Origin of the sequence: Streptomyces sp. NPDC048590 (assembly GCF_043199535.1) — a bacterium.
In the GTDB taxonomy this organism is placed as follows: domain Bacteria; phylum Actinomycetota; class Actinomycetes; order Streptomycetales; family Streptomycetaceae; genus Streptomyces.
Window position 1 is genome coordinate 112,279 of record NZ_JBICWC010000015.1, and the last position, 17,932, is coordinate 130,210.

The 17,932-nt window shown below is 67.4% G+C and carries 9 protein-coding genes and 1 pseudogene; 5 read left to right on the forward strand and 5 right to left on the reverse strand.

The features are described 5' to 3' along the window. Positions 1 to 4 precede the first annotated feature (4 nt). From ACGFNN_RS32825 to ACGFNN_RS32845, 5 genes are all read left to right on the forward strand, one after another. On the forward strand, positions 5 to 4,504 hold the full coding sequence (locus ACGFNN_RS32825; RefSeq protein WP_393561427.1) for a hypothetical protein: 4,500 nt from the start codon (positions 5 to 7) through the stop codon (positions 4,502 to 4,504). After that, complete coding sequence (locus ACGFNN_RS32830; protein ID WP_393561429.1) at positions 4,501 to 5,580, forward strand: Wadjet anti-phage system protein JetD domain-containing protein; 1,080 nt, start codon at positions 4,501 to 4,503, stop codon at positions 5,578 to 5,580. Before ACGFNN_RS32825 ends, ACGFNN_RS32830 begins: the two co-directional genes overlap by 4 nt. A 176-nt stretch (positions 5,581 to 5,756) precedes the next feature. Beyond that, entirely contained in the window at positions 5,757 to 8,054 is a 2,298-nt protein-coding gene (locus ACGFNN_RS32835) for a Helicase associated domain protein (protein WP_393561430.1), read from the forward strand. A 279-nt stretch (positions 8,055 to 8,333) separates the two neighbouring features. After that, positions 8,334 to 10,337 (forward strand): ATP-dependent endonuclease, encoded by a 2,004-nt coding sequence (locus tag ACGFNN_RS32840; protein WP_393561432.1) that lies wholly within the window; start codon positions 8,334 to 8,336, stop codon positions 10,335 to 10,337. Further along, positions 10,334 to 12,256: a UvrD-helicase domain-containing protein gene (locus ACGFNN_RS32845; protein ID WP_393561433.1), complete on the forward strand. Its 1,923-nt coding sequence runs from the start codon at positions 10,334 to 10,336 to the stop codon at positions 12,254 to 12,256. Before ACGFNN_RS32840 ends, ACGFNN_RS32845 begins: the two co-directional genes overlap by 4 nt. A gap of 516 nt (positions 12,257 to 12,772) precedes the next feature. On the opposite strand, the gene ACGFNN_RS32850 is transcribed toward ACGFNN_RS32845, so the two are convergent. The 5 genes and pseudogenes from ACGFNN_RS32850 to ACGFNN_RS32870 form a co-directional block, all read right to left on the reverse strand. Then, the gene (locus ACGFNN_RS32850; protein ID WP_393561435.1) at positions 12,773 to 13,645 is read right to left on the reverse strand and encodes a hypothetical protein; all 873 of its coding nucleotides are present in this window, start codon (positions 13,643 to 13,645) and stop codon (positions 12,773 to 12,775) included. A 437-nt stretch (positions 13,646 to 14,082) separates the two neighbouring features. After that, positions 14,083 to 14,568 (reverse strand): hypothetical protein, encoded by a 486-nt coding sequence (locus ACGFNN_RS32855; RefSeq protein WP_393561437.1) that lies wholly within the window; start codon positions 14,566 to 14,568, stop codon positions 14,083 to 14,085. 478 nt (positions 14,569 to 15,046) lie between these two features. Next, positions 15,047 to 16,582 carry a zinc-ribbon domain-containing protein gene (locus ACGFNN_RS32860; RefSeq protein WP_393561452.1) on the reverse strand — a complete coding sequence of 512 codons (1,536 nt, stop codon included), beginning with the start codon at positions 16,580 to 16,582 and terminating at the stop codon, positions 15,047 to 15,049. Positions 16,583 to 16,627: 45 nt separating this feature from the next. Beyond that, positions 16,628 to 16,918, reverse strand: a pseudogene (locus tag ACGFNN_RS32865) (zinc-ribbon domain-containing protein); the annotation flags it as partial. A 216-nt stretch (positions 16,919 to 17,134) separates the two neighbouring features. Further along, positions 17,135 to 17,407: a hypothetical protein gene (locus ACGFNN_RS32870; protein ID WP_393561438.1), complete on the reverse strand. Its 273-nt coding sequence runs from the start codon at positions 17,405 to 17,407 to the stop codon at positions 17,135 to 17,137. Between the last annotated feature and the right edge of the window lie 525 nt (positions 17,408 to 17,932).

A 17,932-nucleotide genomic window follows, 5' to 3' on the forward strand; every position in this document is an offset into this window, starting at 1 on the left:
AGCGATGTACGAACTCAACCGCGTCCGCCTGTACAACATCGGCCCGGCGGGGGCCCGGTACGACGACGTTCCGCTCGATCTGTCCGACGGCGGCCCGCCGATCCCGGCCCACACCCTGATCCCCTCGGCCGGACAGCTCTTCCGCCGTCCCGCCCCCGCGACACTGCTGGTCCTGGAGAACGGCGGCGGGAAATCCGTGTTCATCCGGATGCTGCTGTCCACGGTCCTGCCCGAACGACAGTCCCGCAAAGGACGTGAAGCGCTGCGCGCCTACGTGGTGTCCGCAGCGGCCCCCTCCCACCTGGCCCTGGAATGGGTCAACGTCCGCACCGGCGAAACCCTGGTGACCGGGCAGGTACTGGCCCCGACCGCCGACGACAAACTCGACCGGATGTTCTACTCGCTGCAACCCAACACAGCAACGACCCTGGACACACTGCCGTTTGCCGAGGACCGCAGACGGCTGCGGATGAACGCATTCCACGACGTGCTCAAGCGGCTGGACGCCGATGACAAAACGCTGCACGTGGAGATCGAGAAACGGCAGGGGGAGTGGGAGAAGCACCTGCGCCGGCTCGGCCTGGAACCGGACCTGTTCGCCGTTCAGCAGGCGATGAACGTGGACGAGGGAGACGCGGCCGAGGCGTTCAAGACCACCACCGGCCGGCAATTCGCGGAATGGATGCTGAGCAAGGCGATGGACGCCGATGACTTCACCGAGCTGGGTGACGCATTCGGCGCCTACGCCAAGAACATCGGACGACGCGAGCAACTGCTGTTGGACCGCGACTTCTCCACAGCCACCGGGGCCGCCGCCGAACAGCTGGCCCGACGCAAGGACGCGCACACGGCAGCATTCACCGCCGCCCGCAACGCCGCGACCACCCTGGGCCAACTCGCCGCTGAAATCCGCGAATTCGTCCACCGCTCGGAAGACACCGTGCGGGAACACCGCGCGGGCCACCAGACCGCCCGGGAGCGCACCGAAGAACGACAACACGACCGTGACCATGCCGACCTGCTCCACAAGGAAGTACGACGCAGCACCCTGGTCCTGCGCCGCGATGCCGCACGCGCCCAAGCCGCACAGGTTCAAGAACAGCTCGACGCCGAACGCGACGAGCTCGCCGCCTGCACGCTGGTCCCCACGGTGCTGAAAGCCGCCGCCGCACACGAGAAGTACCGTGTGGCCAGCGAACTGCTGGACGACGCGCAACTGGCCGCGGGCGCCGCCAGGCTCAACCGGGACCAGGCCGGGGCCCGGTTCGCCGGCAGCCTGCGTGGCAGGGCGCAGCGGTGCGCGACGGAGGCCGACGACCTCGAACACACCAGCGCCTCAACAACGGCGAAAGTGGACGAGGCCGAGGGCCATGCCGTCAAGAACGAACGATGGGCCTCCTCGCACGCCGCCCGGGCCGAGCTGCTCGCCCAACAGGTCAACAAAGTGGACCGTCGCCTCGAGCAGGCACGGCAGAGCGGGCTCCTCGAGGAGAACGAGTCCGTTGCGGAAGCCGACGCCCGCCATGAGGCCGAGGCAGACCGCCTCGACACCAAGGTGACGCAAGAGCGCGCCGCCCACCAGCAGCTCGAGCAGGACGCCCGTCGGCTGCAGAAGCGGGCGAACCAGCTGATCGAACCCGAGGTGACCGCCCGAGCTGCGGCCGAGGCCGCAGCTCAGGCGATCACGGATACCCACAGTGCCGCAGACGAACTCACCTCCCACACACTGCTGCGGGAACTCGCCGAACTCGATGACGGCGAGGACGTGCCCGGCGGCGACCCTGTCCTGTGGCTGGAGCACAACGCCTCCCCGCTGCGTCACCTGGCTGCCTCGGTCCAGGCATCGGCAGGGGAGCAGCTGGACGTCTTGAAAGCCGACGACCGGGCGGACCAGCGACTGATCGCCGCTCTCACCGTCGAGGACGACGCCCTCATGCCGCCGCGCCAGGCAGTCGAGGACCTCCTTGAACTGCTGGCCGGCCACGGCGTCGACGCCATGGCCGGCTGGAGGGCTCTGGAACAGCTGGTGAACCCGCGCCTGCACGCCGCAGCCATCCAGGCCCACCCCGCACTGGTCGACGGCATCGTGGTGACCGACCAGGAAACCCTGCGCAAAGCACAGGCCGTACTGACGCAGAACCCGCTGCTGCCGGCAGCAGCCGTACTCGTCTCCACCCCCGAACTGCTCCACGCAGAGCCGGCCCCACCGAACAGCGGCTTCGTCGTCGAGCCGACCCCCGCCCTGCACGACTGCGACGCCGCCGCCGTACTGCGGGAACAGGCCGAAACCCGCATTGCCGGCCGCCGCCGGCCCCTGGAAGACCTCTCCGCGCGCCAGACGGCGGCCTTCCACCTGGAAGGCCGGCTCGACACCTGGCTGCACCACCACCCGCCGGGAAACGCCGAGCAGACCCACTCGGCGGCGCAGGCCCTGGACAACGCAGCACGCGAGGCCCGGGCCGCGCTGGAAGCCGCCCGCAACGCATACAACCTGGCCCTGGAGACCCTCGACGAGCACAACACCGCAGTGTCGGACGCCGAACACGCCGCACTCAACGCGGCCCGGACCCGCGACGCCTTCGGCCGGCTCGCCCAGGACGCCGCCGAGGCCGACACCCACCGCGCCGAGATCAGCGAACTCCGCAACCGGGCCGAAGAGCATCGAGCAACGGCCCAAGGCCACCGCGACACCGCCTCCCGCCTGCGAGGCCAGGTCACCGAATACGCCGTGCAGGCCGAGTCGCTGCGCCGCGATGCCGCCTCGTACACCGCCCGGATGGACAAGGTCGCCTACGGGAACCAGCCCCTGAACCCTCCCACGGGCGAACCGGACCTGGCCGCACTGGAGATCGCCTATGAGGAAGCGGTGGCGGGCCTGGACGCCGTGGAGGTCGGCGAGGACCTGCTGCGGCGCGTCGAGCAGGCACAGAAAGAAGCATCCGACCGTGACGGCGAACTCCGCGACCAACCGGCCGACACCGTGACCCTCGCCCAGGCGCTGGCCGCCTCCGCCCAGGCCGGCAGCACCGAAACCCTCAAGGCCACGAAACGACGCCTGGCCCGCACGATCAAGACACTCGAAGGCGAACACCACTCGCTCAGTGAGCGCAGCGGCCAACTCCACGCAGAAACACAGACCGCCAGCCGACCCGGCGGCCTGCCCTGGACCAGTCTCGATGCCGAATGGACCCCGGCGAACCCCGCCGAAGGCACCCGCCTCACCGAACAGGCCGGCGCCGCACTGAAGCACACCGAGACCCAACTCCACGATGCCCTCAACGCCGAACGCGCCACCGAGCGCGAGCTCCGCAAGACCGAAGCCGCGGCACGCGACATGACTGCCGTCCACCGCGGCCTGGCGTCCGCCGTCCGCAGACTGGACCTCCCCTCCGGCGCCGCACCGTTCGCCAAGAGCGCCGACGAGGCGCAACAGGCAGCCGATGAGGCGACCAAGACGCACAGCGACGCCGTGGACCAGCTGCGCGACGCGAACCAGGACCTGGACGAGGCGATCCTGGAATTCCGTGACACGGCCAACCAGAACCGCTTCGGCTCCCTCAAGGCGCCGATCTACCACCAGCTCACCGGCATCGACAAAGCCTCACTCGTCGAACGCGCCAGGCAGTGGGCGGTCGAACTGACCGGCCGGGCCGCCAGCCTGACCACCGACCTGGAGAGCTCCGAACGCCACCGCAGCCTGCTCATCGACCAGCTCAAGCACCGCACCAGCCACGCACTGGGCCTGCTGGAAAGGGCCGAACGGCTCTCCTGCCTGCCCGAAGGCGCCGGAGGCTGGGCCAGACAGAAGATCCTCAAGATCGGCTTCAGCAAGCCCGAAGCCCAGGTCCTGGCCGTACGCATCGCCGAGACCCTGGACGAGACCGCCCGCACCCAGCCCCGCCTGCCCGGCCGTGACCTCGTCCTGCGCTGTGTCGGGGCCGCGGTCCCACGCGACTTCAAGGTCGAAATCCTCAAGCCCGACGCCGCCGGCCGCGCCGACTACGCCTCCATCAGCGACATGAGCAAAGTGTTCTCCGGAGGCCAGGAACTCACCGGCGCGATCATGCTGTACTGCACCCTCGCAGCACTCCGCAGCAGCACCCGGACCGGCACCCGCAGCACCACCCGCCTCGGCGGCATGCTGATCCTGGACAACCCCATCGGCAAGGCGAACGCCGACTACCTGCTGACTCTGCAGATGAACATGGCCGCAGCCCTCGGCGTCCAACTCATCTACACCACAGGAAACATGGAGGACCGCGTGCTGGCCACGTTCCCGCTATGCATCCGCCTGCGCAACGACGCCGATCAACGCACCGGGACACGACACCTGCACGTCACCGACCGCGTGGCCCGCCCCACGCCACCGGACGAGGACGACGTCACCGGCCGGCTCTCCGCAGCACGGCTGCTGGTCAAACCACGCGACGCCCACACCCCGCCCGACCTCGCCGAGCACCCCCCGGCAGACAGCCCCTCCAACGAGACGGCCCCAGGCCGATGAACGACAGCCAAGGCGACAACGACGCCGAGCGACAACCTCTGTCCTCGTCCGCGGCCCGCCTGGCCGCGACCCTCAACACAACCACCCACCACCGGGTCGAACAAGCCACGATCCTCACAGCCTTCGGCCAGGCATGCCCCGGCACAGCCGGCACCACACAAGGCCGCCCCGTCCTGTCCGCCCTGCTCGACGAACTCGCCGACCACCAGCTCATCCAACTGCCCCGCAGCCGCGACGGATGGGACACCACCCAGCCGCCACTGCCACGCTGGTTCCGCCTGCCCAAGACGACCGAGACCAGACCCCCACGCACAACGGCACCCATCCTGTGGCGCCGCGAGCTCTCCTGGGCGAACACCGCCACACTGACCACGTCGCAGACCGAAACCCTCAAAACCATCAACCGGTGGCTGCGCGACACCGACGGGAACGACCGACAGCGGACCATCGTCCCCATGCGGGAACGCTCACTGGAGATCTTCGGCGACGAAAAGCGCCTGGACGCACTGACCTCCAGCACGCTCTTCGCACCCGGCCGCCTCACCCTGGCCACCCTGTTCGCCCAGCGGATCCCGCCACCCCTGGCCTACAACCGCGTCGGCGACGGAGGCACCGTCCTGGTCATCGAGAACAGCGACACCTACGAAACCCTCAGCACACTCCTGGCCGACAAATGCGGACAAGTGGGCCACATCGCGTTCGGCGGCGGCCACGCCTTCGAGGCATCCATCACCCGCATCGCACACCTGGAAAACGTCACGGACATCGCCTACTACGGCGACCTCGACGACGACGGCCTGACCATCCCCCAAAGAGCCAACGTGTCAGCCAGCACAGCACAACTCCCGCCGATCCGACCCGCCCACGGCCTCTACCGGCTCCTGCTGAGCAAAAACCTCCAAGGACCGGCCCCGAAACGCATAGAACCACTGACAGCCGAACGACGCGTCTCCTGGCTGCCCGCCCCTCTGCGACGCCCGGTGGCCGACCTCCTCACCGCCGGGAACCGGCTCGCCCAAGAAGCCACCGGAACGCTGACGCTACGACACGACAACTCCTGGCGTGACGACCTGTGAACGCCCTCCCCACCCGTCCATGACCTACAAGAAACGGACCGCCTCCGACGGCGAACATCACGAGCCGAACCGCCCATCTCCATCCACACCCAGCTGACCGAAGCCGCCGAACAGCCGCCGGCGCGGGTGCCACAATGCCCCCACTGCGCCCCGCCACAACCGAAAGCCACCACCCCATGGCCACCGCCGAACTCCAGCTGCGCCCGCACCAGAAGGACGCCGTCGCGGCCGCCACCCGCACCCTGCGCACCCATCCACGCGCCAGCCTCATCGCCGCCTGCGGCACCGGGAAAACCCTCATCGCCGCGCGCACCGCCGCCCGCATCGCGCCCCGCGGCCGCGTCCTGGTCCTCCTGCCCACCCTGGACCTGCTCTCCCAGACCATCCGCTCCTGGCGCCAGGCCGGCCGCAAAGGCCCCGCCATCGCCGTCTGCTCGGCCCGCCAGGCCCTCGACCACCACCCCCTCGGCGCCGGCGTCCCCCTCACCACCAACCCCGCCGAACTCGCCGCCCTCACCGAGCAGGTGGGCCCCGGACCGCTCACCGTCTACGCCACCTACGCCTCCCTGCCCGCCGTCGTCGCCGCCCACCGAGACCACCACCTGCCGCCCTGGGACCTCGTCGTCGTCGACGAAGCCCACCGCACCGCAGGCCGCCTCGGCAAAGCCTGGGCCGGAATCCACCACGACGACCAGGTCCCCGCCACCCGCCGCCTCTACCTCACCGCCACTCCCCGCATCTGGGACCCCGGCACCGACCACACCGACACCCCCGTCGCCTCCATGGACGACGAAACCCTTTTCGGCCCCGTCGCCTGGCGCCTCACCCTCTCCGACGCCATCGACCTCGGCCTCCTCGCCGACTACCAGATCCTCGTCCCCGTCATCCAGGACACCGACCTGCGCGACTGGCTCGCCACCAGCCCCGGCGCAGGCGCCGACGGCCTACGCCTCGCCGGACACCAAGTCGCCGTCCTCCGCGCCATCCACGACCACCAGCTACGCCGCGTCCTGACCTTCCACCACCGCGTCGCCGACGCCCGAGCCTTCGCCACCACCCTCCCCGACACCGCAGCCACCCTCCCCACCAACCTGCAGCCCGACAGCCTGTGGACGCAGTGGATCAGCGGCACCCACCCACCCCGAACGCGCCGACGCATCCTCCTCGACTTCGCCACCCGCACCCACCCCGAACAACCTGCCGTCCTCGCCAACGCCCGCGTCCTCGGCGAAGGCATCGACGTCCCCGCCATCGACGCCGTCGTCTTCGCCGACCCCAAGAACAGCCCCGTAGACACCGTCCAAGCCGTCGGCCGCGCCCTACGCCAAACCCCCGGCGCCAGCAAAAAAGCCACCCTCATCGTCCCCGTCTACCTCACCCCCGACGAAAACCCAGACGACCTCCTCAGCGCCGACGCCTACACCCCCCTGTGGCGCACCATCCAAGCTCTCCGCGCCCACGACACCCGGCTCGAAGCACGCCTCGCCGACCCTCGCACCCACCGCCCCACCCACACCGGCGAACCCGGCACCTGGCTCCACTTCGAACGCCCCACAAACGCCGATGAAGTCGCCCTCGCCCTCACTCTGCGCGTCCTAAAACCAAAGAGCGCTGAGTGGCGCCGCGGCCTGGCTTCAGCCCGCCGCTATCACCGCACCCACCACCACCTCGACATCCCTCAGACATACGAGGACCCCGCCGGCTATGCCCTAGGGCGCTGGCTCACCTGGCAACGCCACCTCCACAACCAAAACGCCCTCGACGCCACTCGCACCAACGCCCTCGAACAACTCGGCATCATCTGGAACCTCCGCCAGCAAGCCTGGGACCGCGGCCTCACCCACGCAGCCGCCTACGCCACCATCCACGGACACCTCGCAGCCCCCGTCGACCACCATGATCCCGAAACCGGGTTCACCCTCGGCCGTTGGCTCGCCACCCAACGCAAACGAGCCGACCAGCTCACACCCGCCCGCACCAAAGCTCTGGAAGAACTCGACCCACACTGGAACCCACCCTGGCCGCTGACATGGCAGCGCATGTACCACGTAGCACGCCACCACGCACAAGCCGGCCACACACTCGCCGCCATCCCACGCCACTTCCACACGGACAACAGCGAACGCCTGGGGGAGTGGCTGCACACCCAGCGCACCCACCCACCCGGAAACCCGCAGCAGCTAGGCCTGTTGGCTCGCCTGAACATAGGGGCAGACCTCGCTTCGCGCCCGGGCCGCAGCCCTGGGACCCGAGAACACAACTTCCAGCAAGGCCTCGAAGCGCTCGCACAGTTCCACGCCCGGGAAGGACATGTCGACGTGCCCCAGCGACACATCGAACAACTTCACTCCGCAGCCGTACGTCTCGGACAGTGGCTCAGCAACATCCGACGCCGATGGGACCGGCTAGCCCCCGACCGCCGACAGGCACTCACAGACATGGGGATCACCTCCGCCCAGATGCCAAAAGCCTGAGAGGCTAGCCGACCAAACGGCCCAGCGCGTCCAAGTCGTACCTCGACGTCGTCACTCACCACGCGGCTCTGCTGCCAAGGAGCGCCCCGCCGAAGCCAGAGCCCCTCCAGGCTGCGCTCCCTAGTGCCAGGCCACTTGACCTCTTCGAGGTCCGGGACGTGACGCGCCCCCGCAGCCGCCTGCCCCGCTTTGGCCGAACACCTCAATAGACCCCTTCTACCCGATACGTTCGTCGGGCGGTAGCACCGTTCAAATCATCGTTTCAGCGGAAAGTAGCCGATGTTCATCGAGAAGCTGGTGCTGGAGAACTTCCAGTGCTTCGGGCCGGAGCGCACGTCCATCACCCTGGATCCGCGGATGACTGCATTCGTCGGAGCCAACGGCTCAGGCAAGACAGCAACCTGCGAGGCCCTGCTCAGACTGTTCGGGATCTCCAGGCAGGAACGCACCGTGCGCGCGGAGGACTTCCATGTGCCGGCCGACGAAACCGCGGCGCCTCCGGTCCGGACGCTGACCGTCGAAGCAGTGCTTGCGTTCCCGGAACTTGAGGCCGACACCGGCGCCCACACCGGGGGAGCCGACAATACGGGAGAGGGCCCCGCTGCGACCGCTCCCGACAACGGTCACCAGGACGAAACGCCGCGATCGGTGCCGGAGTTCTTCCGTCGTATGGCCGCGACGGAGAGCGGGGACCTGAAGGTACGGATAGTCCTGCACGCCGAATGGGCGGATGACGGCACAGCTGAAGGCGCCATCGAGGAAAAGCGCCTCGTCATCAGCACCCTGGACGAGGAGTACGGCGAGGAAGAGCAGGTGCCGCTCACCGCCAAGGAGCGCAGCCGAATCCAGATGATCTACATCCCGGCGTCCCGCGATGGCGTACGCCAGGTCACGTCCTTCCTCCGCGGCCGGCTCTGGCGAGCCGCACAATGGTCGCCCGCGCTACGCACTCTTGTCACCGACAGCGCGGACAAGGTCGCCGGGACGTTCGGTGATGAACCCGTCGTCCAAGCAGTCGAAGGCGCCCTGGCCAGGCGATGGCAAGAACTGTATGACGCCGGAATCCACTCCGACCCCAAGCTGCGGCTCCTCGACAACGACTTCAACGAGCTGGTCCGCGACTCCCAGCTGGTTTTCGAGCCCGACCCCCAGGGCCGCCCGCGATCAGCTCATATGCTCAGCGACGGCCAGCGATCACTGCTCCACCTGGCGCTGGTGGCGGCGACGCTCGACGTCGAGGCCGCCGTATGCGCCGGCGAACACAAGGATGCCTTCGGCCTGGACGCCGCCCACCTGCCCAATCTGACACTTATCGCGGTCGAGGAGCCGGAGAACAGCCTCTCGCCCTACTTCCTGTCCCGAATCGTCGGCCAGCTTCAAGACCTGACGCAGAGCACCGCAACACAGGCAATCCTCTCCAGCCACTCCGCCAGCGTCATGACCCGCATCGAACCCGAAGACGTGCGGTACTTCCGAGTGGAGACCGCCACCGCGACGACGCGAGTCCGCCACATCAGCCTTCCCCCCGACAGCAGCGATGCCGGAAAGTACGTGCGCGAGGCGGTGCGGGCTCATCCGGAGCTGTACTTCTCAAGGTTCGCAGTCCTCGGGGAGGGCGACTCCGAAGAACTGGCCATCCCCCGGATCGCGCGTGCCCTCGGCACACAGCTGGACCCCTCGTTCGTGGCGATGGTGCCGCTCGGCGGCCGCCATACCAACCACATGTGGAAGCTACTCAGCGACCTCGACATCCCGCATGCCACGCTCCTTGACCTGGACTACGGCAAAGGCGGATCGGGACCAGCCCGGCTACGAGACGCCTGCAGACGCCTCATCGAAAACGGTCTCGACCCCCTGAAAGAGCTTGAGGGCTACGCCAAGATCGGCGACATCAGCGACGACCTCAGACTTGAGGACATCACGCCGATCATCCTGCACCTGCGCAGATTCGGGATCTTCTTCGCGGAGCCACTCGATCTCGACTACGCCATGCTGCGGGCCTTCGAGAATGCCTACACTCACCTCGAAGGCAACCAGCGTGGACCAAAAGCTGAGAATCCCGTCCTCACGGTGCTGGGGAAGGACGGGACGAGGCCCGAGTACTGGGCAGCTGAAGGGCGGCCTGAATGGCTGGGATGGTACCTGTACCTCTTCCTGACGAACTCGAAGCCCAGCACCCACATGAGCGCGCTCAGCCGCATCAGCGACGACGACCTGAAGCGCGATACTCCTGACTTCCTCAAGGCCCTCGTGGAGCACGTCCGGCAGCAGGTCTTCCTGTGAGCGCCCCCGTTCACGCCACCCAGGCACGCGGTGTATCCGCCCCGATTGCGGTCGAAGCATGGAGGCCGTCAGGCATCGAGGACCTGGAGCCGGCCGCCTGGGCCGCCCTGCGAGACACCGGAAGCGTTGCCGTCGTCGCCGGTCCAGGCGCGGGCAAGACCGAGTTCCTCGCCCAGCGCGCCACATACCTGCTGCAGACGGCAACCTGCCCCTCCCCCCGACGTCTTCTGGCCATCTCCTTCAAACGAGACGCCGCAGCCAACCTGGCCCGGCGAGTAGCCGCCCGTGTCCCAGAACATGCCGACCGGTTCGACTCGATGACCTTCGACGCGTTCACCAAGGGACTGGTAGACCGGTTCGCCCCTGCCCTGCCCCAGGACTGGCGCATGACCGACGGATACGACATCAGCTACGCAAAGCCACGCGAGATCCAGGACTTCCTCAACAGCATCGCCGCAGCCGCCCCCGCAGCGCTGCGATGGCCGGTCGCCGCCATCCAGCCCGGCCGCTTCGCCGCCGACGTCCTCGGCCGCTACGACCTGCCAGAGACACTGCCGCCCGACAGCCAGGCAGACGCTATTTCCTACGCCGCCCGACAGTGGTGGCAAGCCCGCTACCTGCGGCCAGGACCAGCCCAGCTGGACTTCGTCATGCTCAACCGGCTCGCCGAGCTCCTCGTCCGTGCTGTGCCGAAACTCAGGCGCGCCCTGAGAATGACCTACCCATTCGTCTTCGTCGACGAGCTCCAGGACACGACCAGCGCCCAGTTCTCCTTCCTACAGGCCGTGTTCGGGGAGGAGACCACGGTGACCGCGGTCGGGGACAGCAACCAGCGCATCATGGGCTGGGCCGGCGCCCTGCCGGAAGCCGCCGCCCGCTTCACCGAAGCTTTCGGCGCCACCCGGCACACCCTGACCTGGAACTTCCGCTCCAGCGACGCACTGGTCGAACTCCAGCACATCATCGCCACCAAGCTCGACCCGAATGCCCCACGCGCGACGTCGAAGGCGACCGCAGAAGACGCGCATGACCCCGCCGCACTGTGGACGTTCTCCAGCCAGGCTCGAGAGGCCGCCTTCCTCGCCGACTGGATCGCTCGCGACATCGCCGACTCAAACCGCCAACCGTCGGATTTCGCGCTCATCGCAAGGCAGAAGATCAAAGAATTCGAGCCGTCATTCCGGATGCACCTAGGCACCCACGGCATCCGTGTGCGCAACGACGACGCACGAGTGGGCACGATGACCTTGCAGGACCTCCTGAAGAGCGAGACAGCCCGCCTGCTCCTGGGGCTCCTGCGACTGGCCGACCAACCGCACGGCCTGGCCACAATCTGGCGGGACGTGACGGGCACTTTGGAACGCGTTCACGGAGCGGCCGACGACGAGGCCGCGCAGTACCGTGTCGGTGAAGCCCTCACACAGGCGACTACTCAGCTGCGTTCTTGGCTGAGATCGAATCCTCCATCGACAACACACGCCGCTGACGTCCTCAGGCAGACCCTGAGCCTCGTCGACGCCGATGCCGTGCGCCACTACGCGAGGTCGATGCCGAACGGTGAGAACCTCGACCTTGTCGCCGAGGCCTTCGAAGAACGCCTCGCAGCTGTGATCGACGCACACACCGACTGGCGAGACGTATTTGACGAGTTCGAGAGTGCCGATGCCGTCGTGCTGCTTACCGCTCACCGGAGCAAGGGACTCGAGTACCACACCGTGGCGTTCCTTGGTATCCACCAGGAGCAGTGGTGGGCGTACGGGAGAGACCGCAGAGAGGGGACATCGACCTTCTTCGTAGGGCTGTCCAGAGCCGCCCATCGGTTGATCTTCACCACCGACCACAACGACCGCAGTGGCCCCATCTCCGACCTCTTCTCCATGCTCACCCAAGCAGGGGTACCGGAGATCGACCACGGCTGAACACAGGCCAGAGCCGGTTGAGCCCGACGGGCCGGACGCCGCTGCACGTCTTGGTGGCGACCGGGCCGTTAGTGCCCTGTCTGGACTGCAGGCCTCACACGCCCGTCTCGGCCAAGCTCACGACATCCATGACCCCAGACAGAGCTCAGGCCGATGCGAACGCGGCAGGGCCTGAACGGACCGGCCGGATCGTGTTGGTCAGTAGGGGGCGTCTCCCGGCGTCGCAGGAGCATTCTGTGCTCTCCACGATGGCGTCTGCTGCGAGGGCGACACCAGGCGGCCATGTTGGTGGCCGTTTTGCGGATCATGTCGCGGGCGACGAGCAGTGCTTGATCGGGCATCCCTCGATGCTCGCCCCAAATCAAAGGTGCCACAGCGCCCCCACGTCTTCAGATCGAAGACTGGCAAGGGAATCTGCCAAGGAGTCCCAGGTGTCGCGCCTGGTGCTCGCTCCACTGGGAAAGCCGCAGGGATCTTTGAGAACCAATGCGATGAGCAAACACCAGGTCCCCGAGCTCAGGAGCCGCCGATCCCCGCAGGGGGTGTTGCCACACCGACAGCAGCACTCGGCCATGCTCTCGACCCATCAGGTTCAGACGGCGGCACCAGAGGCTGGGCAGAGCGGGCGGCTTCGATGAAGGGCGCGCGCAGGGCAGTGAATCGCTCCAGGAGCGGATCGCGGACGATGCCGCCGAGCATCCGGGCCCAGGCAGCCGGCACACGGTCGACGACTGCAAGAACACCGGCAATCTCACTCTCGGTCATGCAGTGGCTCTCCTGAAGGCAGTACTCCAGCAGGCCGCGGTCTGTCCACCGTTCCTCGTCTTCCCGGTCGGGCCATTCCATGAGGAACTGCCAGGCGACGAACGCCGCGCTGTGATGATCGTTATCGCAGATTTCCGTATTGAGAGGGCACCAGCCGGCCTCCAGAGCCCGCACAGCCGAACGGAGCACTGCCCTGTCCAGCGCAAGGTCTTCCAGGGTCCGGCAGTACTTCCGCAGCGCTTCTGCATGACGCAGGAGCTTCGGCTGTGCCAGGAGCTCCAACGGGCTGAGGGCCGTCTCCAACGCCATACCGTGCGCGGCGAGCTGAACGGGACGCTCCTCAGGAACGACATCCGGCAACTGCTCAACGGTGCGCGCGAGCGCGTCAGAAGCCTGCAGGAAAGCGGCAGACGCGTCCGTCAATGCGGCCTGCTGCCGCAGTTCGAGTTCTCCACGCGTCTGGACACGGGCCGCAGCCACGGAGCCATGGGCCTGGTTCACACCCGAAATGACGGTGGCGTCCGCCGATTGCCTGCCGCTGCGTCTGGCCCACCAGGCGGCCAGGAACGTGATGGGAAGCGTGAGGGAAGCGGTGGCGACAGCCACGAGATCTACCAAGTCCATGAAACCGATGCTGTCGGCCCGGCACTATGGCCCTGGCGCTGTGGCAGATAGTGCCGCAAAGTGACAGATCATGATCACCGCTGAACTCCGCCGAGGTCATGTATGAGGTTCTCGGCTGGCCCATCCCTATCCTGCCGCCGCATCGCCAAGGCGATTCGGGAACCAGGACCCACTCGGCGCTGTCTCTTTCCCGGAGGAGTCCGGCTTCCAGAGGAGTCCCGGTACAGGTGCAGAAGCCAACATCCGCCGACCAAGAGTGAGCCCAACTCATGCTGGGACTGTCAGCCTCTGTACTCAACGGTACTGACCAACCAGCCGATGCAGAGGTGGTCACCACAACGCCCCGAGGTGCCGCACTATCAGGACGCCGTTGCAGAGAGGTACGGCAATCTCAGGCAGCAGCAGACAGCGCGAGGGTCCGCGGCCCCTGCGCCTTATCAGGCAGCCAGGAGTCCGCCGGGCCGGCCGAAGACGTCCTCGAACGGCATGGACTGGTCGGCGGGGACGAGGAGGTAGGGCGTCCCGGAGCCGGCAGTGGTCCGTGGGCCTTCCTGCCCGTAGCCGAGGGCGTCATACGGGGTGAGGAGGTCAAGGTTGTCGAAGATGTAGTAGAGGGGGAGCTGGGTCCAGGCGACGAGCTGGAGGTGGGCGGTGACGGCGGCCCGTTCGACGACGTGACGCCGGCTGGTCTGGCTGGTCATACGGCTCTTGCAGTCGATCAGGACGACCTGTCGTCCCTGTGCGGCGATGAGGTCAGGCGTCCAGCGCAGGGAGCTGCTGGTGCGGTGCAGGGCGTACCGTACGGGCTCGCCCAGGATGCCCTGCCCCCAGGGGCTGACGTGCCAGCCGCGTCGGATGAGTTCCTGGGTGACGCGTTGTTCGTGGGCGTCACCAATCGCCTTCCTGTTCTGAAAGCTCGGCATACGGGGGAGTGTGGCGCACTCTGGCTCCTGTGAAACAGCGGGCGCCTCTGGCCGCACATGCTTCGGCCACGCCTTCCTACCGCCCGTGCGTGTCCGTGGTTGTCCGCAGGTGTCCCGCGGTGTCTCACCCTGTCTCACTGAATTCACGGTCACCCGCTCAAACTTGGCCGATTCTTACGCCTCCGCAGCACGACGACCAGCCTCGAGCTTCACAGCAGCCGCTACGCCCCGGTCTCGAGCTTCGGCGACCGGCATAGATCCCAAGCCCCTTGCGGCTTGCCGCCCTGCCCCCTGAGCACAGACGCTTGCACCGGCATCCAGCGGCACCTGGTGCTGACCGGACACAGGCCCAGTCAGCCCCTCTCAGACGCACATGCCCCCGCACGAAGCCGATGCAGACCACTCCTGCCAGCAGAGAGACGCCGAGTCCCGGTGCACTCGCCTGCAGCCGGTTCATAGGCGCGTCCGCGGACAAGCCCTATGCTCTGCGAGCGTTCCAGGACCGAAGGCGCGCGCAAGCAGCACAGCAAGAATGCCGGGCCACCACCCGGTCCACGACCTTTCCCTGATAGGGCTTCTCACAGTCAGGGCACAGCCACCACACGGCCTTGTTCGACTTCGGCCGCACGTCCTTGGGGCGCAGATCGCCGTTCAACACCGGGTGCCAGATCGCAGCGACCGCCGGATACACCACGGCCAGGTTCGCGCTTGCCGTGGCGACCTTGCCCGCGCACGCAGGGCACCCCGCTCCGACACGGGTGCGGCTACGCAGGATGGCCTGCCACTCGTAGGAACAGGTTCCGCAGCGCCAAAGTACCCGCCGATGGGACCCCACCCCGATGTCATCGGCGCTGCGCCCCTCCTGGGGCACGTACTCCGCCGCCAGGTCGGGACGGAGAGCAGCCAGGCTGGTGCGGGCGTTGACCCGCTTCCCGCTGCAGACCGAGCACCCACGCCCTGCGACACGCTCACGGGGCGCGCAAGGGTAGCGGTCGCCCGAAGGACAGATCCACCAACAGACAGCAGAGGTGGTCACGCCCACGTGCCGAGGTGTCAGCGTCCCATTGGCCTCGACGTCCCACTCATCTGCCAGGCCGGGATGGGTGACCGCCAGAGAATCGGCCCCCAGATCCCGGTGATCAACGTCCTCGAGCAGAACAGCACACAGCTCTGCGCCCAGGGACCGCCCCGCGGCGACGTACTCCTGCGCCGCCGACGCCACGCGGGCTGACAGCCACCCCCGCTCCACCATGCGCCCCAGGACCGCTGCGGCAGCCGCATGAGCGTCCGCGCTGCCGCTGATGACCACATCGTCCGGGTGCAACGCCTTCAACGGCGCCTCACGCACCCGCACCATGCGATGCCCGGCACCCCGCACAGCAAGGGCCTTGCTCCGATCCGGCCCCGAACGACCGCGATGCCAGTACGCCCCGTCATACTCCACGACCACGCACGGCTCGAGACCGGTGATCAGGATGTCGCACCGCGCGAACCTCATGGCCACGCCCTCCGGCCTGACATGCCGACGTACCGCACGATCGCCCAGGAGCGGAGCCAGCAACTCATGCAGCTCGGCGAAGAGAGCGACCTCGGCACCAGACTGCTGACTGCGGGAACAAAGACCGCACCTCGTTCGCTGCGACACCCGCGTGCTGATGTAGGCCTGCCATTCATGGCCCCGAGCACACCTCCACCACACCCGCCGGTTGGAGCCGGCAACGACCGCATCCGCGGTCAACGAGCCGTTCTTGCTCGGGTGCCACTGTGCCGCAATCTGCGGAGCTACGGCCAGAAGGTTGTTAGCCGCAGTGACCACCCTGTTCGCGCATGCAGGACAGCCGCTCTTGCGGCGATTGCTCACACTTTGCAGGTAGGGCGGGTGATCTGGGTTGGACACACAGTGCCAGTACACCTTGCGCTGCGATCCATGGGTCAGTTCTGAAGCCGCCAACGGAGCATTCAGTTCGGCATGGAACTCCGCGGCCAAGCCAGGCCGTGCCTCTTCCAGAGACATGCCAAGCCCTGGAGCGTCCCGCCGCTGGATGGAGCAGCGACGGCATCCGAACGCCGGACCGCGTTTCAAGAAGATCTGAACACGTCCAGCAACTGTGTTCTCTCCACGATGACCACAGCGATGGCAGCGCCACGCTGCCAGCATGCTGCTACGCCACGCGACCTGGCCGGCACCGATTCCACCGTTACCGGCCGTGTCCCAGTCTTGGGCCACGGCAGGGAGCCGCTCGGCTAGAGACTGGCCGAGCCGCGGCGGCCGCGCAACACCGTCCCGCACATGTTTGCGTGCCTGCCCGCCCCGGCGACGCTGTCCGGGCCCGTCCTGTGTGGACACCATCCGAACAGTATGGCGAGCCCCACTGACAGCCGTCCGTCACCCACTGGCGCGCATCCTCGGCCCGTTCTGAAGCCGGCCGTCCCTGGCAGTCTTTGCAGTTCCTCGGCTAGCAGACGGCAGCACCGTCAGGTGCTGCCACCTGGGTGATCGCCATGAGCACATGGCGAGGAGCCTGCCTCGCCGTGTCGAACCATCAGATCACCCAGCTCAGCAGGGCTAGATCTGTTCGATGAGACGGATATTGCAAGACGTGTGGCCCTTACCGTTCTTCGGTAGCACCCAGAAGGAACCGTCGCCGTCCCGCCCCACCACGCGTGATGTTCCCTTCAGGGAGTCAGGCACGTGGTTCTTGGCCGCCTTGTACAGCTCCGTGAGAGCTTCCTCCCGGCTCTTGCCGCCGATCACGGTCCGGATGATCTCGATGCGGCGCTGTGGTGAGGCCCCATCGGCAGTGACGCTCTCCTCCGCGATGATCAACCACGTCGGCATCGATCAGTCTCCTTGTCACAGGCATCACCCAGCTACGAGCCGGAATCTGATAGGCGCCCTTGGTTCGTTACTCAACCGAAGCCCGATGGAAACCTCACCCCGCACTTTCAGGCCCCACCCATGAACAGGGCGAGGATCACAGCCCCACCCCGCGTCGAGCAGTGCCCAGCCCACTTCCCCGCCGGGGGAGGACACCAAATCAAATGACTGCCCAACAAATCCATACGACATCAAGGCGCCGACAGGCGCCCCAGAAACACCCTGTCCCGACAGGGACGGGAAGCCCCCGCCAACCCGTCATGCCGTCAGGCATGACACACCACCACCCTCCGGCCGCCAGGCCGGAGCTGACGACAGCTCACGTTGGGCCGTCAGGCCCAACCCCTTCTCACCCTCTGACTTCCGTCAGGAAGTCAGCCCCCGCTCAACCCCCGTCATGCCGTCAGGCATGACGCCACGCCAGTCTCCCGCCGTCAGGCGGGAGTTGGGCCGTCAGGCCCAACATAAGAGCCGACAGGCTCTCCG

What these genes read in the sequence shown, in the direction of transcription:
- ACGFNN_RS32825 (WP_393561427.1), top strand. Translation starts at nt 5, where the DNA reads ATGTACGAACTCAACCGCGTCCGCCTGTACAACATCGGCCCGGCGGGG.
- ACGFNN_RS32830 (WP_393561429.1), top strand. Translation starts at nt 4,501, where the DNA reads ATGAACGACAGCCAAGGCGACAACGACGCCGAGCGACAACCTCTGTCC.
- ACGFNN_RS32835 (WP_393561430.1), top strand. Translation starts at nt 5,757, where the DNA reads ATGGCCACCGCCGAACTCCAGCTGCGCCCGCACCAGAAGGACGCCGTC.
- ACGFNN_RS32840 (WP_393561432.1), top strand. Translation starts at nt 8,334, where the DNA reads ATGTTCATCGAGAAGCTGGTGCTGGAGAACTTCCAGTGCTTCGGGCCG.
- ACGFNN_RS32850 (WP_393561435.1), bottom strand. Translation starts at nt 13,645, where the DNA reads ATGGACTTGGTAGATCTCGTGGCTGTCGCCACCGCTTCCCTCACGCTT.
- ACGFNN_RS32855 (WP_393561437.1), bottom strand. Translation starts at nt 14,568, where the DNA reads ATGCCGAGCTTTCAGAACAGGAAGGCGATTGGTGACGCCCACGAACAA.
- ACGFNN_RS32860 (WP_393561452.1), bottom strand. Translation starts at nt 16,582, where the DNA reads ATGTCTCTGGAAGAGGCACGGCCTGGCTTGGCCGCGGAGTTCCATGCC.
- ACGFNN_RS32870 (WP_393561438.1), bottom strand. Translation starts at nt 17,407, where the DNA reads ATGCCGACGTGGTTGATCATCGCGGAGGAGAGCGTCACTGCCGATGGG.